We start from the raw sequence: 14,177 nt of genomic DNA, 5'->3' as shown, positions 1-14,177 counted from the left end.
CCGTCAGACGACGAACGCATGATAGCCCGGTCGCCTGGAATTGCCATGCGGTATCGGGGAATCCGCCGAAGTTTGCGCGGAAGCGATGCCGTGGCCGTGCTTTGCGAAAGGTATGGCTAGTCGGCGGGCTGTTACTCTCGTGAAGCTGCGACCTTTCAACCCCATGGATGGTCGCCGAGTTCCGATCTCGCAGACCATCTGCAAACTCGCTCTGCGTTCGAGTAGGAGCCGGATGCAACCACGCCCTTACGTGCCGGACTGCTTCGGACTGACGCCGAGGTGAGCCTGCTGCCTAACGGGCTGGCTTCCCGGCCTGTGCCGCTCGCAATCGGAGGGATGCTCGGTGACCTTGCCTCGTGTTCGAGAGACTCCTTCGCACGAGAACATCACGTCGCCGGTCGCTCGCAGGCAGCGAAGGGGGAACTCGTTCTAAACTCGAAGCGCGTCCGCGATCACGTCGATTGATAGAGAAGGTTCCGTCGAATTCCCGCTATTTTAGACTTTCGCCGAGAACGACGCTATTCATTGGAGCGATCACGCGTAGGATCGGGACTGATCGGGTTGCTGAGAAGCTGTTCTGAGTGTGAACAGAGTTTGCCCGGTTTTTATCGGATGACCAGCTAACAGCGTGTTGAAGTATTCCCCCTGACGCTGCCACGATCGAACGCGGTTTGTTATCTTCTCGCGGTCGGTCAGGCGCGGCGGTCACGGAGGGTTCCCGATGGCGATGGGACGGCGGAAGGAATCGCGGCAGGAGCCGCTGTTTGTCACGGCGGAGCAGCTGCCCCGCTCGCAGGGACATCCCTTCTACAAAGCGCTCAACGCGCTGCTCGCCGAAGCCGGCTTCGACCGCTGGATCGAGAAGCGGTGCCAGGCGTTCTACGAGCAGGTCGAGACTCGCGGGCAGCGCTCGATCCCGCCGGGCGTCTATTTCCGCATGCTGCTGGTGGGGTACTTCGAAGGGATCGACAGTCAGCGGGGGATCGCCTGGCGATGCTCCGACAGCCTGTCGCTGCGGGAGTTTCTGGGCATTCCGCTCGACGAATCGAGTCCCGAGCATTCGACGCTGTCGCTGACCCGCCGGCGGCTGCCGGTGGAAGTGTTCGAGGAAGTCTTTCAGTTCGTGCTGAAGATCGCGTCCGAAAAGAAGCTGCTCTCAGGCAAGACGGTGGGTGTCGACTCGACGACGCTGGAAGCGGATGCGGCGATGAAGTCGATCGTCCGCCGCGACACCGGCGAAGGCTGGAAGGCGTATGTCGTCCGGCTGATGCGGGAAGAAGGCGTGATTGCTCCCGACGAAGAACCGAGTGACGAAGACGTCCGCCGGTTCGACAAGAACCGCAAGAACAAGAAGGTCTCGAACGAGGAGTGGGTCAGCGAGACCGATCCCGAGGCGAAGATCGCCCGCATGAAGGACGGGACGACGCATCTGGCGTACAAGGCCGAGCACGTGGTGGACCTGGAGAGCGACCTGATCCTGGCCGCGGAGATTCGTCCCGCCGATCACGGGGATCAACAGACGCTGGTCGACAGCGTGCTGAAAGCGGAAGAAAACCTGCAGGCGATCGGCTGCGAACAGAGCATTGAAGAGGTGGCGGCGGACAAGGGGTATCACTCGGTCGCCACGCTGGAACTGTGCCAGTCGCTGGGCTTTCGGACCTACATCCCGGAGCCGAAGCGCAAGAGCGACTGGACGTGGACGGACAAGACGCCGGAGGACCAGCGGGCGGTGATGGGGAACCGTCAGCGGGTCCGGCGGGCGAAGGGGAAGCAGTTGCAGAAACGGCGGAGCGAAGTCTGCGAACGGACCTTCGCTCACGTCTGCGAGACGGGCGGGATGCGTCGGAGCTGGCTCGAAGGCCTGACAGAGGTGACGAAGCGCTACCTGATCGCGACGGCGGCGCACAATCTCGGGCGCGTGATGTGGAAGCTGCTGGGAGTTGGCAAGCCACGGAGACTGCAGGGGCGGAATGTGGCGGTTTGGGCGGTGTTCGGGGCGGTTTGGTCCGCGCTCGATTGGCTCCTGCGGAGCCAGACCGACCGAGCCGAGCAACCCGCCGGACTCGTCGCCCCCGCCCCAATCGTCGCCCGCCTGGCCGGGTGACGGAAAAGTGCTTTGTTCAACACGCTGCTAAGGGGTAGCCCGCCAACGCGGGAGACCCATTAACGAGTAAGCCGACGGGACGGAACGCTTTCGAGCGTTCCGTCCCGTCGGCTTTTTTCGTTTCTGCGTCGCCGATCTCGCAGACTCATCGAAACCGTCGGTTTCGAGTCAGACTCCTCGTGTTTTCGTACGGAGAAGAAGAATGCAGAAGATTATGGCGGCTTTACTTCTGGCGACAGCGCTCAGCGCGTGCCGGCCGGCTCAGGCGGCGCTGATCATGGGATCGGAAGCGTTCAGCCTCACGGGGGTCACCAATAACTACGTACCTGCGGGCGCAAACCTTCTTAACATTACATCCTTCAATTCCTTTACGCTGAAGACCAGTTCCGGCAACTGGACCAACGCGCTGGTATCGGATCCGTTGGGGAGTACTCATTCTCTCGGAGTCTCCGCACTGAATATCGGCACCCTGAACACGTTCTCGTTCGGCGATTCCGTGTTTGGTACGTTTCAGGCGAATGCCGCACAGCAGGCCAGCAGCACAAATCTCGGTCAACTGTCGCGGACATTCTTCTTTCTGGGGACGTTCACCCCCGGGACGGCGTTTGTCGATATGTCCAGCCAGCCATTCATGCCTTCTCCTGCCAGCTTTACGCTGACATTCAATCAGTCGGGCGGAGCAACATCGGAGATTTCCGGTTCGGCGACGCTGAACGCGCCGCCGAATGTCACCAACTTTGCTACTCCGGAACCCACGACGATGGCGATGTTTGGCTCGATGTGCGTACCTCTGGCGCTGGGCTGGTATCGCCGCCGGTCGAGCGTAGTTTCGATTTGAACGATTGGTCCGACGCCTGAGATTCGCGGAAGAGCTGGCCCGCCCGCTCCTCGATTTCTGGTTGTCGGAGCACGCGCCGCGAGGCGGGGCGCCGTAATAGCTCCTGCCTCGCGGTTTGCTGCGCAGTGACGGCCGGCGCAAGCGGCCCGAGATTCTGAAAATCAATTCCGCCAGGACATACTTCCTGATTTGGAGAGTCATGTTATGAGTGCGACCCTGACTACTCTGAACACCCGCAACCTTGGCCCCCTGGATAGAGCCTGCGACGGTCAAGCCGTTGAGAAGGCCGTACTCTCCTCCTACGATGGCTCAAACGTCGTCTCCCGACTGCTCCGAATGGAGACATGGAGGCCGGCGCTGATGAATCTCGGATACTTCCCCTTTCGGGGACCCTTGGCGGCGCTCAACGTCGTCGTCAATCTGGAAGGCGCACAGCGCCAACTGGTCTTCAAATCCGTCACACTTCTGGATGTGCAGTCCCGGCACCGCGTGCTGGACCTCGCCTGCGGACGGGGAAAGAGCTCCTTCATTATTCACTGCCTGCAGCCCGCGGCGACGGTGGTCGGAGTGGATCTGCTGGACCGGAACATTCAAGTCGCGCAGGCTTTATTCGATCATGCGCAGAATCTTTCGTATCAGACAGGCGACGCCGCCGACCTGGACTTTCCCGACGGTTCGTTTGACCGGTTGCTGTGTCTGGAAGCCGCGTTCCATTTTCCTGACCGCGCGCAGTTTCTGCAGGAGGCCTGGCGCGTGCTTCGCCCGGGCGGCCGGATGGTCGTCGTGGACTTCGCCTGGAAGACTGAAGCCCATCGCGCGCATCGTAATGATCCGGAAACCCGCATTGTCCGCGACATCTGGCAATGGGAAGACTTTTTTTCAATCGCCGATTACGAGCGGGAATCCGCCGCCGCGGGATTTCGGCTGATTTCGTCGAGCGACTGGAGTAGCCGCGTTTCGAATCCCATTCAGCAAGTCTTCCGTTGTCTTTCCCGATTGGGAAACACTCGAGCAGGACGACAACTTCTCGAGTGGAGAAATCCGCTGTACCGGTCGATTTCGACGGAGGACTGGAGATCGCTGGCCACCGCCGTCCGCGCCCATCAGCATGTCCGGAGCGTCTCCAGCTACATGGCATTCGTGCTGGAAAAGCCGGATCCCCTCTCGTTTCGCTGAAGCTGATGGCGAGTCAACGGATGGCACGCTGACATGTTTCGCAACCGCACTTTTGTTCGCGGATGCAATGCGCAGATGTCGGCGCCTTGGCAACCTCTGCGTTCAGTCACCGCCGCCCCCCCCCGACAAATACCGACGCGAGTCCAGGAACGCGAGCGGGCATGGCATCCGATCTCAGCGGCACGGCGATTACACGCAATCGGAACTCTAAAGCAAGACGCCTGTTGCAGTTCCGATGTCGTCTGATATGATCATTCTTTGTCGCGAGTCGTATTGAGATTGCAGAATCTCGCTTCGCCCAAGACATCGGATGACTGAATAAAGCGCAATCCGCCTGGTCCGTCTGCGACCAGTGCCGGGGGGCGAGTTAGTAAGTAAGCCGACGTGATGGAATTCCTTTTGGGGGTTCCGCCACGTCGGCTTTTTTTGTGGTTCTACCGGCCTTTCAGCGAGACGCTTCGATGCTGCTGCCGACAGGTCATATGCGGTTCGTCGACGACGACGGCCTGGAGCGATCTGTCGATCCCATGACTGCGGCCCTTCGCACAACGAGAAAGTGTTCTTCATGAAGAAGAAACAGTCGGCGCACTCTGAAACGCCGGTTGAACCGGCGGCGCCCGCGGTCGATCCCGCACCTCAACCGCCCAAACGCAGCCCGGAGGTTTCCTTTCCGATTGTCGGGATCGGCGCCTCAGCGGGGGGGCTGGAGGCGTTTACGCAATTGCTCAAGGCGCTGCCGCCGGACACGGGCATGGCGTTTGTCCTGGTGCAGCATCTGGACCCGGACCACGAAAGCGCGCTGACACAGATTCTTTCGCGTACCACGTCGCTCCCGGTGAGCGATGTCGCGAACAATCAGTCGGTCGAGCCGAATCACGTCTACATCATTCCGCCCGACACGATTCTCAGCATCGCCGATGGCCTTCTGAAGCTTCAGCCGCGACTGAAGAATCGTACGCCGCATCGACCGATTGACGTTTTCTTTGAATCGCTGGCGCTGGATCACGCGGAGCGAGCCATTGGAGTCGTCTTATCGGGCACGGCGAGCGACGGGACGCTGGGACTGGAGGCAATTAAAGTCGCAGGCGGGATTACCTTTGCGCAGGACAGTTCGGCCAAGTACGACTCGATGCCCCGCAGCGCCGTGGCGGCGGGCTGCGTGGACCTCGTCCTCTCGCCGGAGGAGATCGCGCTGGAGATCGCGCGGATTGCGAAGCATCCGTATGTTTCCGGGCAACCGCTGACGTTTTCCGATCGTACGTCCGAGGACCTCGAAAACGCGACCGCGCACCAGGACAACGACACGCCGGCCATTTCCGGCAGCGGCCCATCGCCATTTACAGACGCTGCGTCGTCGCATGTTCACGGGAAAGTAGAAGAGGAGACAAACACCTCTGAGCGAGGAGAGGATGGTTACGCGAAGACGCTGTCGATTCTTCGAAGCCATTCGGGCGTCGACTTCTCGCTCTACAAGTCGAGCACAATTCAGCGTCGCATTACGCGACGACTGGTGATCAATAAGCAGAACACGCTGGAGGACTACGCGGCATTTCTCCGTGGCAACGTCAAGGAGCTGGATGCGCTGTGCTCCGACGTGCTGATCAGCGTGACGACTTTCTTCCGAAATCCCGAAGCGTTCGAGGCCCTCCAGCGTCTGGTGCTGCCCGAACTCCTGAGACAGCCGGGCGACGATCCGGTCCGCGTCTGGGTGCCGGGATGCTCGACGGGGCAGGAGGCTTACTCCATCGCCATCGCGTTCATGGAGCTGGCGGAGAAGTCGACCCGCGGCCGCAATCTGCAGGTGTTTGCCACCGACCTCAACGAAGCGCTGCTGGACAGGGCGCGTGCCGGGCTCTATCCCAGGAGTCTCTCCGACGAAATCAGCCCCGAGCGACTGCGCCGGTTCTTCGTCGAAGAGCAAGGGGGCTACCGCGTCAGCAAGTCGCTGCGGGAAATAGTGGTCTTCGCACGGCAGAACCTTCTCGCAGACCCGCCCTTCTCGCGGATGGATCTCATCAGTTGTCGCAACGTGCTGATTTACCTCGGACCGAATCTGCAGAAGAAAGCGCTTCCAACATTTCACTACGCGCTCAAGGCCGGCGGGTTCCTGTTCCTGGGCGCTTCGGAATCGATTGGCGGTTTCGGCGAGCTGTTTGAGCCGGTGGACAAGAAATCCCGGATCTACTCGAAGAAATCCGCGCCGACTCCCGCCTTTCACATGCCGGCCGGTCGCGGGCACGGGGCGCGGACATTGCCGGGCCGCCGGGCCACTGCGTTTCCGGCCGCACAGCCGCAAGGGATGGGCGCTCATAGCGGCGAACTCAACGCTCAGCGCGAGGCCGACCGAATCACTGTCCAGCAGTTCGCCCCTCCGGGTGTGCTCGTCGACGCCGAGCTGCAGGTTCTGCAGTTTCGCGGTTCCACGGGCGCGTTTCTGGAACCACCGGTCGGCAAAGCCAGCTTCAACCTGCTGAAGATGGTGCGAGAGGGCCTGATGCTGCCGCTCAGCGCTGCCTTCAAAGACGCAAAAACCGGGAACAAGGCCACGCGCCGGGAGAACGTCCGAGTCAAACAGAACGGCGAGACGCGTGCGGTGAACTTGGAAGTGATCCCGCTCAAGAACCTGCCCGAACCCTGCTTCCTGATCCTGTTTGAAGATGCGGAGACCGCCGTCCGTGCGCCGGTGCGATCGCAGCCAGCGGGGCCGCCGCTCAGCAAAGAGGCGGAGGCCGGCCGGATTTCCGAGCTCGAAGCCGATCTCTCCGAGATGCGCGAGTATCTCCTGGCCATCCAGGAACAGCACGAGGCGACTAATGAGGAGCTCCAGGCGGCCAGTGAAGAAGTCCAGTCGGCCAATGAAGAGCTGCAGAGCATCAATGAGGAACTGGAGACCTCCAAGGAGGAGCTGGAATCGGCCAACGAAGAGCTGACGACCGTCAACGAGGAAATGGCCCATCGGAACTCCGAGCTCACCGGCCTCAACAACGACCTCGTCAATTTTCAGAATTCGACGAGACTGGTCGTCCTGCTGCTCGCGCGCGATCTCACCATCCGCCGCTTCAGCCCGCAGGCGGAGAAACAGTTCGAACTGCGGGCCACCGATGTGGGTCGGCCGGTCAGCCACATCCGGCATAACCTCGTACTCGCCGACGACGCGCAGACCCCGCTCGACCTGGAAGCGGTGTGCGTCGAAGTCATCGCCTCGGTGAGCGAGAAGGAATGCGAGGTCCTGGACAGCGCCGGACACTGGCATTCGCTGCGGGCCCGCCCATACATGACGCTTGACAAAAACGTGGACGGCGCCGTGCTGCTGCTGCTGGAAATCGACCAGCTCAAGCAGAGCGAACAGGCCATCGCCGCGGCCCGCGACTACGCCGTGAACACGGTCGAAACGGTGCGCGAGCCGCTGGTCGTGCTCGACTCCGACCTGCGCGTCGAAAGCGCCAATCGCTCGTTCTACCGGGAATTCCAGGTCGATCCTGCGCAGACGGTCGGCACGTTCATCTACGACCTGGGCAATCATCAGTGGGACATCCCGCGGCTGCGTACTCTGCTCGAAGAGATTCTGCCGCAGAGTAAAACGGTCGAAGACTTCGAGGTCGAGCATGACTTCGAGCAACTCGGCCGCCGAACCATGCTCCTCAACGCACGGACTATCCTGAACCGGCAGCAGAAGACCGAGCGAATTTTGCTGGCTATCGAAGACATCACCGACCGCAAGCAGGCCGAACTGGCGTTGCAGGCGAGCAACGCCCGCTTCGAAGCCGTCTTCAACGTCTCTCCGGTCGGCATGTACCTCGTGGATGCGACTTTCCACATTCGCATGGTGAGTCAGCAGGCACGCCCGATCTTCGGCGACATCGGCGAATTGATCGGCAGAGACTTCGTCGAAGTCATCCACATCCTGTGGCCTCCGCAATGCGCCGACGACATCGTCCGTCGTTTTCAGCAGACTCTCGAGACCGGCGAACCGTACACCATCAGCGGGTTCTCCGAAGTGCGCCTCGACCGCACGGTACGCGAATACTACGACTGGCAGGTCCATCGGATCGGCTTGCCCGATGGCGAGTACGGCATGATCTGCTACTTCGTCGACATTTCGGGACGCGTGCTCGCCGAAGAAAGGCTGAACGCCTCCGAAACGTTGTACCGCCGGCTCTTTGAGACGGCGAAGGACGGCGTCCTGATTCTCGACGCCGATTCCGGTCGAATCCTGGAAGCCAACCCGTTCATGACCGAACTGTCCGGCTATCCGACCGCAGACTTCATCGGCAAGGAACTGTGGGAGATCGGTCTGTTTCGCGACAAGGCCGCCAACGAAGCCGCCTTTCGGGAGCTGCAGCAGCAGGGGTATGTCCGCTACGACCATCTGCCGCTCAAGTCCCGCAGCAGCGAGCCGGTTGAAGTCGAGTTCGTCAGCAACATCTACCAATGGGATCATCGGCGCGTCGCGCAGTGCAATATCCGGGATATCAGCGACCGCAGTCGTCTGGAGAAGCAGACGCGAAAACAGGCGGCCGAGTTGTCGGACCTTCATCGCCGCAAAGACGAGTTCCTGGCGATGCTCAGCCACGAGCTCCGCAGCCCGCTCGCTCCGATCGCCAACGCCGTCGAGCTGCTGGGCCTCCAGCAGGGAACCGAGACGCTGATCCAGCAGCAGGCCCGCAGCATCATCGAACGCCAGATGAAACAACTGCAGCGACTCGTCGATGACCTGCTCGAAGTCTCCCGCATTACCACGGGCCGGGTTCAGTTGCGCCGGGAACGGGTTGTCGTGAGCCGCATCGTCGAAGGCGCCGTCGAGACGGTTCGCCCGCTGATCGAGCAGCGTTTCCACGAGCTCACCGTCTCGGTGCCACCCGATCCGATCTGGCTGCACGCCGACGTCGCGCGGCTGGAGCAGGTGCTGGCCAACCTGCTCACCAACGCCGCGAAGTACACGAGCGAAGGCGGGCATATCTGGGTCACGGTCCAACAGGAGGCGGACGAGTGTGTTCTGCGGGTGCGGGATACGGGCGCCGGCATCTCGCCGGAGCTGCTACCGCATATCTTCGATCTGTTCACGCAGGCGGAACGCTCCCTGGATCGCTCGCAAGGGGGACTTGGCATCGGCCTGGCGCTGGTCCAGCGGCTCACTCAACTGCACGGGGGAGCAGTCGACGCCGAGAGCGAACCGGGACAGGGCAGCGAATTCATCGTCCGCCTGCCGATCGCGCCGCAAGAAGGGGCGCAGCCGGCGCTGCCGACATCGGAACACGCTGAAGCGGCTTCGCGCCCGCTGCGGGTGCTGGTGGTCGACGACAACGTGGATACCGTGCTGAGTTTTACCATGCTGCTCCGCGCCTCGGGACATGACGTGCGGACGGCGTACGACGGGCTGACGGCGGTGCAGGCTGCGCTCGACTACCAGCCGGACGTGGTGTTGCTGGACATCGGACTGCCGGTCCTGAATGGTTATGAGGTCGCAAAACGTATCCGACAAGAGAGCACTCTCCGAAACGTTGTGCTCATCGCCTTGACCGGCTACGGGCAGGAGACAGACCGTCAGGAGGCTCTGCAGTCGGGATTCAATCACCACCTGGTCAAGCCGGCCCGTTTAGAGCAGCTTCAGAAAATCCTGACAACCGTCTCGGAGCGGGTGACCTGAAGCGAGCCGGAACGGCCCGAACGATACCCGTGCAAAATGAGGAAGACTGTGCCGACGAATCACAAGCCCCTGCGAATACTGATCGTGGATGATAACCGGGACGGAGCGGACGCTCTGGGTTTGCTGGTGGAGGCGCTTGGCAACGAGGCCCACGTGACCTACGGCGGGACGCAGGCGCTCGACGTGGCGTCTGCCTTTTGCCCCGATCTGATCCTCGTCGACCTTCTGATGCCGAATATGAACGGGTGCGAGCTCGTCACTCAACTGCGACAGAAGCCAGGCTTCGCACACATTCGGATGGTCGCCGTCACCGGCTTGAAGGACGAGGGGCACAAGACGCTGGCCTTGAAATCCGGGTTCGATGCCTTGGTCGTCAAACCCGCGACTCTGGAAGACATCAACTCCGCGCTGGCTTCGGTTGTTCCAACAGCGACTCCTCGGAGTCGATCGCCAAAAAGGTCGCCGGCGCGTGTGAGTCCCGGAACCGAACGTCGACTGCCGATGGACGAGGCGCGGCGCATCCGGAGCGAGCGCCCTTCCAAAAGTCTGACTCAGGCGGAGGGCGAAGCGGCCATCTGCGATGGAGTCATTCGCTTTCAGGAGGAGTATCTGGGCTGGCGTTCGGATCAGGTGCACGTCCACCTTATCAAAGACTTCGTGCTGGTCCGTATCCGCGGCGCTTTAACGCTCGCCGAGCGACAACTCTGCAATTCGACGTCGTCGGGAAAAGGCCGCGATCTTATTAAGCAGACTCGCAAGCACCTGCTCGAGCTGGCCCGCCCGATGCTGGCGTCGCTCATCCACGAAGCCACGGGCGCGAAGGTCGCGAGCATGCATCACGACATCAGCACCGTCACCGGCGAAGAAGTGGTTCTCTTCTCCCTCGCCGAAATGCCGCGCTTCGAGTAATCGAGTCGCTCTAGAGCATGCAGAATCGAACGGACTCACGGCAGCAGCAGCGCGTCTGCAGCAGCGGCTGTGCGGACGATGACCGTTCACGCCCTCTGGCCGTTTGCAGTTCTCAGAACTTCGTATGGTCGCACGCATACTTGAGAAGAGTTCTTCAATACACGAGCAATTCGGCTATCATTTCCAAACTGGCGGGCTATCATAGAGTTGTCGCTGAGTCGGTTGTTTGATCAACCGTCTCGCAGACACATCGGATGACCAGAGAAATCGCAATCCGGCAGACTCCGGAAGGCGCGTTCATCAGTAAGCCGACGCGGCGAAGTCCTTTTCAAAGGGCCTCGCCACGTCGGCTTTTTTCGTTGGTCTTCGGGGCGTTTCAAACTGGCGAAGTTCTAAGAGCCTTCGGGAGACGTTTCTCGATTCCTCGGGCCTTTGCGACCGGCAAGTTCTCCCAACGGTTCGAATCTGTCGACAGCGTCTGGCCGGGATCGCAAACGTCCGCAACGGTTCGATGGTTTCGCCAAGGAGCCTGTGTGGGGTTCTTCGAGAGGCGTGGGCATGTGTGTGAGTGCCGACGACCTGACAATGAGAACGGGCGTCGCTCCAGGACGTCAACGACACGCGGCCCCGACCGTCGGTCGTTCAGGTTCCCATTCGTTTCCAGGTTCAAGTCGGGCATTCAAGGCAGGGAAGTTGAAAATGCTGGTCCTGACGAGAAAGTTGCGGGAATCGTTGATCGTCGGCGGGGGCGACTCGGCTCATCGCGAGCTGACCGTGACCGTCCTGGAGATTCTTGGCGATCGCGTGCGTCTCGGCATCGAGGCACACAACGACGTCAAAGTGCATCGCTGGGAAGTCTGGGAACGCATCCGCCAGGCCGCGGTTCTGGTCCCGGTTCCCGTTCTGAACAGTGCAAGTCTCAGGTCCGTGACGAAAGCCTCCTTCATCCCGGACCTGAACGGGCTTGATCGGGTGGTCGATCGCGCTGCGGCTCAGGATCTGCGAGGGGTTGTGACGACCGACGTCTGAGATATCCCCGCGCGATTCTTCGCGCGACACGCTTCGATGCCCCGCTTCACGGCTGGTGGATTCGTTCCCCGCCGGGAAGCGCACGTTCAACGTACCCATTTCCGTTTCGCGTTTCGCTCAAGGAGGTTTCTTCATGTCTCGCTCACTAATGTCTGTGTTTGCCGGACTCATCGCCGCCGTCAGCCTTTCGTTCGCCACCAGCGACGTCGAGGCCCGTTGCGGTCAGCGCTACGGCCGTGCCAACTGCGGCCAGCCGATGAATGTCTGCGGCGGCGCTCAGTACGGCTCGTGCGGTTATCGCCAGAACCAGTCTTGCGGCAATCGGCAGGTCCGGGCCTGCGGTTCGCGCTACCGCTCCTGCGGCCACCGGCAGACCGGCTGCTACGGTCGTCAACAGTCCGCGTGCGCTGGCTACCAGCAGGCCGCCGGTTGCGCTCCGGTCGCGAACTATGCCACGCGTGCGAACTGCAGCGCTCCGGTCGCGGCAACTTACTGCGACCCGCAGGCCGCGAGCTGTGCCGCCCCCGCCTATTACGCTCCGGCGCCAGACAGCTATGACGCTCCTCAACCTCCGATGACGAGCGCACCGGCCCCCGCACCGACGCTCTGAGGATGTTCCCGGCGGAGACGGGACGTTCAACTTCAAACTGCTGGGGGCGCCCGACGACGACAAGGGGCTGGACTTCAGCAAGTAACGATCGGGACGCGAAGCGTCCGGAAGGAGCCATTCGAAATGTCGAGGACCGGCCTGGTGTTTCTGATCGCGGCTCTGGTTGCGGCCGTCTTCGGCTTCGGCGCGGATGCGCCGCCCGCCTGGACCTGGGAGAAAGGCTCGTCCCTGCTCTTCCTGGTCCTGGCGGCGGCCTCCTTCGTCGGCAGCACCCTGAGGGAACCTTCTCTGTTCTGGGAAGTGCTCAAAGAGTTCCGCGGCAGTCATTCCCGAACATTGATCCTGAATCCGATCCACGAAAGAAAATGCGATGATCGAAACAACGCACGTCGCTCATGACCACGAGGACGTCACGCGGGAAGACCTGGTGGCGTTGCTTAACGAGGACCTCGCCGGCGAGTACCAGGCGATCATCTCTTATGTGATTTACTCGCAGGTGATCCGCGGCCCGCAGTACATGGCGATTGCCGCCGAGCTGGAGAAGCACGCGGCCGAAGAGCTCGCGCATGCTCTGATCATCGCCGGTCAGATCGACTATCTGGGAGGGGAGCCGCTGGCGGTTCCCAGGACCGTCAGGACCTCGATGATCGCCGAAGAGATGCTGCGGTTCGATCTGGAGGCCGAAACCGAGACGATTGTCCGCTATCGCCGGCGCGTCCGGCAATGCGAAGCGCTGGAAGAATACGCACTCGCCGAACAGATCCGGGAGATCCTCGTGCAGGAACAGGACCATCTGGTGTCTCTCGCGACGGCGCTGGGAATCGAGACCCCCGATCCGTCCCGGTCCGATGCGGCTTAAGGCCCCGCTCGGGGGTTTACTCAGACGTCGCCAGTCAGCAGGAAACACAAGAGGTACGAAATCGGGCCGGTCAACATCACCATCGCTTCGACAAGGAACACAACATGCTGGTTTTGATCGCGGACTCCGACCAGGCCTTTCGCGAAGCTCTGCGGTACCACCTGTGGGACTGCGGTCATGAAGTGGATCTCGCGGCGGACGGACTGGAGTGCGTCCGGGTTCTGCGCGAGTTCGAACCCGCGGTGCTGGTCGTCGATCGCAAGCTGCCGTGGGGCGGGTGTGAAGGCGTCCTGGCCGCAATTCAGTCCGACCGCCTGATGACGGACATCGCGGTCATCATTATCGGAAACGAGCTCCGCGAGCAGCCTCCCGAACTGAAGACCTCGAACACCGTGGCGTGGATCTCGAAGTCTTCGCAACGCGGTGCAGCGCTGGAGCAGATCTCGGCGGCGATCGCCGCCGAGCGGTTCGTCGACGTTGCTTACGACGACCACTGACGGTCGCCACGGACGGCCCCCGTCAAACGAATTCAAACACATCCAGTCCGGACAGAACCTCCTCTTTCAGAAAGACCGAATCATGGCGAATGCAACGATCGCTCCCGGCGCCAGTCGTGAAGAATGGACTCAGGCGGGCGGCAAGGCGGGGGACGCCGCCGCTGCGGCCGGCGAAATGGCCAGTCACGCCGCCAGTGCGGTTGGAGCGATGGCCAGGCAGGCCGTCACCGGCATCGGCCAGCAGGCCGACGACCTGACCGCCCGGGCCGGCAGCGAGATCGAACGGCTGGGCGACCTGCTCAGCGAAAACACGCCGCACGACGGAATGCTCGGAACGGCCTCGCAGGCCGTGGCGCATTCCGTTCAGCGCGGGGGCCGGTACCTGGAAGAGGCCAAGCTCTCGGGAACCTCGGCCATGATCACCGAACTGGTTCGGCAGCATCCCGTCGCCGCGATCTTTGCCGGATTCGCAGCGGGATTTCTCGTAAGCCGCGCGCTGAGGGACTGA

General features: G+C 61.7%; 11 protein-coding genes. All 11 read left to right on the top strand.

All coding sequences use genetic code 11. The annotated features are described in order from the left end of the window. The first annotated feature begins 721 nt into the window (after positions 1 to 721). The 11 genes from SH412_RS26920 to SH412_RS26870 all read left to right on the top strand — a co-directional run bounded on the left by SH412_RS26920 (position 722) and on the right by SH412_RS26870 (position 14,177). Positions 722 to 2,104, top strand: a complete 1,383-nt coding sequence (locus tag SH412_RS26920) for a transposase (RefSeq protein WP_336520611.1) — start codon at positions 722 to 724, stop codon at positions 2,102 to 2,104. A 202-nt stretch (positions 2,105 to 2,306) separates the two neighbouring features. After that, entirely contained in the window at positions 2,307 to 2,942 is a 636-nt protein-coding gene (locus SH412_RS26915; RefSeq protein WP_336521129.1) for a hypothetical protein, read from the top strand. Positions 2,943 to 3,302: 360 nt separating this feature from the next. Next, positions 3,303 to 4,118, top strand: a complete 816-nt coding sequence (locus SH412_RS26910; RefSeq protein WP_336521128.1) for a class I SAM-dependent methyltransferase — start codon at positions 3,303 to 3,305, stop codon at positions 4,116 to 4,118. Between the two features lie 565 nt (positions 4,119 to 4,683). Continuing rightward, complete coding sequence (locus tag SH412_RS26905) at positions 4,684 to 9,765, top strand: chemotaxis protein CheB (RefSeq protein ID WP_336521127.1); 5,082 nt, start codon at positions 4,684 to 4,686, stop codon at positions 9,763 to 9,765. Positions 9,766 to 9,801: 36 nt separating this feature from the next. Next, positions 9,802 to 10,674, top strand: coding sequence for a Na-translocating system protein MpsC family protein (locus SH412_RS26900; RefSeq protein ID WP_336521126.1), 873 nt, complete (start codon positions 9,802 to 9,804; stop codon positions 10,672 to 10,674). Between the two features lie 699 nt (positions 10,675 to 11,373). Then, complete coding sequence (locus SH412_RS28745; RefSeq protein ID WP_419555762.1) at positions 11,374 to 11,703, top strand: carbon storage regulator; 330 nt, start codon at positions 11,374 to 11,376, stop codon at positions 11,701 to 11,703. 133 nt (positions 11,704 to 11,836) lie between these two features. Further along, positions 11,837 to 12,313, top strand: a complete 477-nt coding sequence (locus tag SH412_RS26890; RefSeq protein ID WP_336521125.1) for a hypothetical protein — start codon at positions 11,837 to 11,839, stop codon at positions 12,311 to 12,313. 123 nt (positions 12,314 to 12,436) lie between these two features. Continuing rightward, positions 12,437 to 12,712 carry a DUF1328 domain-containing protein gene (locus SH412_RS26885; RefSeq protein ID WP_336519365.1) on the top strand — a complete coding sequence of 92 codons (276 nt, stop codon included), beginning with the start codon at positions 12,437 to 12,439 and terminating at the stop codon, positions 12,710 to 12,712. Next, positions 12,684 to 13,172, top strand: coding sequence for a ferritin-like domain-containing protein (locus SH412_RS26880; RefSeq protein WP_336519364.1), 489 nt, complete (start codon positions 12,684 to 12,686; stop codon positions 13,170 to 13,172). Before SH412_RS26885 ends, SH412_RS26880 begins: the two co-directional genes overlap by 29 nt. Positions 13,173 to 13,276: 104 nt before the next feature. Further along, positions 13,277 to 13,669 carry a response regulator transcription factor gene (locus tag SH412_RS26875; RefSeq protein WP_336519363.1) on the top strand — a complete coding sequence of 131 codons (393 nt, stop codon included), beginning with the start codon at positions 13,277 to 13,279 and terminating at the stop codon, positions 13,667 to 13,669. Between the two features lie 82 nt (positions 13,670 to 13,751). Next, a complete protein-coding gene (locus tag SH412_RS26870) occupies positions 13,752 to 14,177 on the top strand; it encodes a hypothetical protein (RefSeq protein WP_336519362.1) in 426 nt (141 codons plus the stop codon).

Origin of the sequence: Planctellipticum variicoloris (assembly GCF_030622045.1) — a bacterium.
Lineage (GTDB): Bacteria > Planctomycetota > Planctomycetia > Planctomycetales > Planctomycetaceae > Planctellipticum > Planctellipticum variicoloris.
Note: the sequence above shows the minus strand (reverse complement) of the source record. Positions and strands in the feature narration are given on the sequence as shown.

What these genes read in the sequence shown, in the direction of transcription:
- SH412_RS26905 (WP_336521127.1), top strand. Translation starts at nt 4,684, where the DNA reads ATGAAGAAGAAACAGTCGGCGCACTCTGAAACGCCGGTTGAACCGGCG.
- SH412_RS26910 (WP_336521128.1), top strand. Translation starts at nt 3,303, where the DNA reads ATGAATCTCGGATACTTCCCCTTTCGGGGACCCTTGGCGGCGCTCAAC.
- SH412_RS26885 (WP_336519365.1), top strand. Translation starts at nt 12,437, where the DNA reads ATGTCGAGGACCGGCCTGGTGTTTCTGATCGCGGCTCTGGTTGCGGCC.
- SH412_RS26890 (WP_336521125.1), top strand. Translation starts at nt 11,837, where the DNA reads ATGTCTCGCTCACTAATGTCTGTGTTTGCCGGACTCATCGCCGCCGTC.
- SH412_RS28745 (WP_419555762.1), top strand. Translation starts at nt 11,374, where the DNA reads ATGCTGGTCCTGACGAGAAAGTTGCGGGAATCGTTGATCGTCGGCGGG.
- SH412_RS26875 (WP_336519363.1), top strand. Translation starts at nt 13,277, where the DNA reads ATGCTGGTTTTGATCGCGGACTCCGACCAGGCCTTTCGCGAAGCTCTG.
- SH412_RS26870 (WP_336519362.1), top strand. Translation starts at nt 13,752, where the DNA reads ATGGCGAATGCAACGATCGCTCCCGGCGCCAGTCGTGAAGAATGGACT.
- SH412_RS26920 (WP_336520611.1), top strand. Translation starts at nt 722, where the DNA reads ATGGCGATGGGACGGCGGAAGGAATCGCGGCAGGAGCCGCTGTTTGTC.
- SH412_RS26880 (WP_336519364.1), top strand. Translation starts at nt 12,684, where the DNA reads ATGATCGAAACAACGCACGTCGCTCATGACCACGAGGACGTCACGCGG.
- SH412_RS26915 (WP_336521129.1), top strand. Translation starts at nt 2,307, where the DNA reads ATGCAGAAGATTATGGCGGCTTTACTTCTGGCGACAGCGCTCAGCGCG.
- SH412_RS26900 (WP_336521126.1), top strand. Translation starts at nt 9,802, where the DNA reads ATGAGGAAGACTGTGCCGACGAATCACAAGCCCCTGCGAATACTGATC.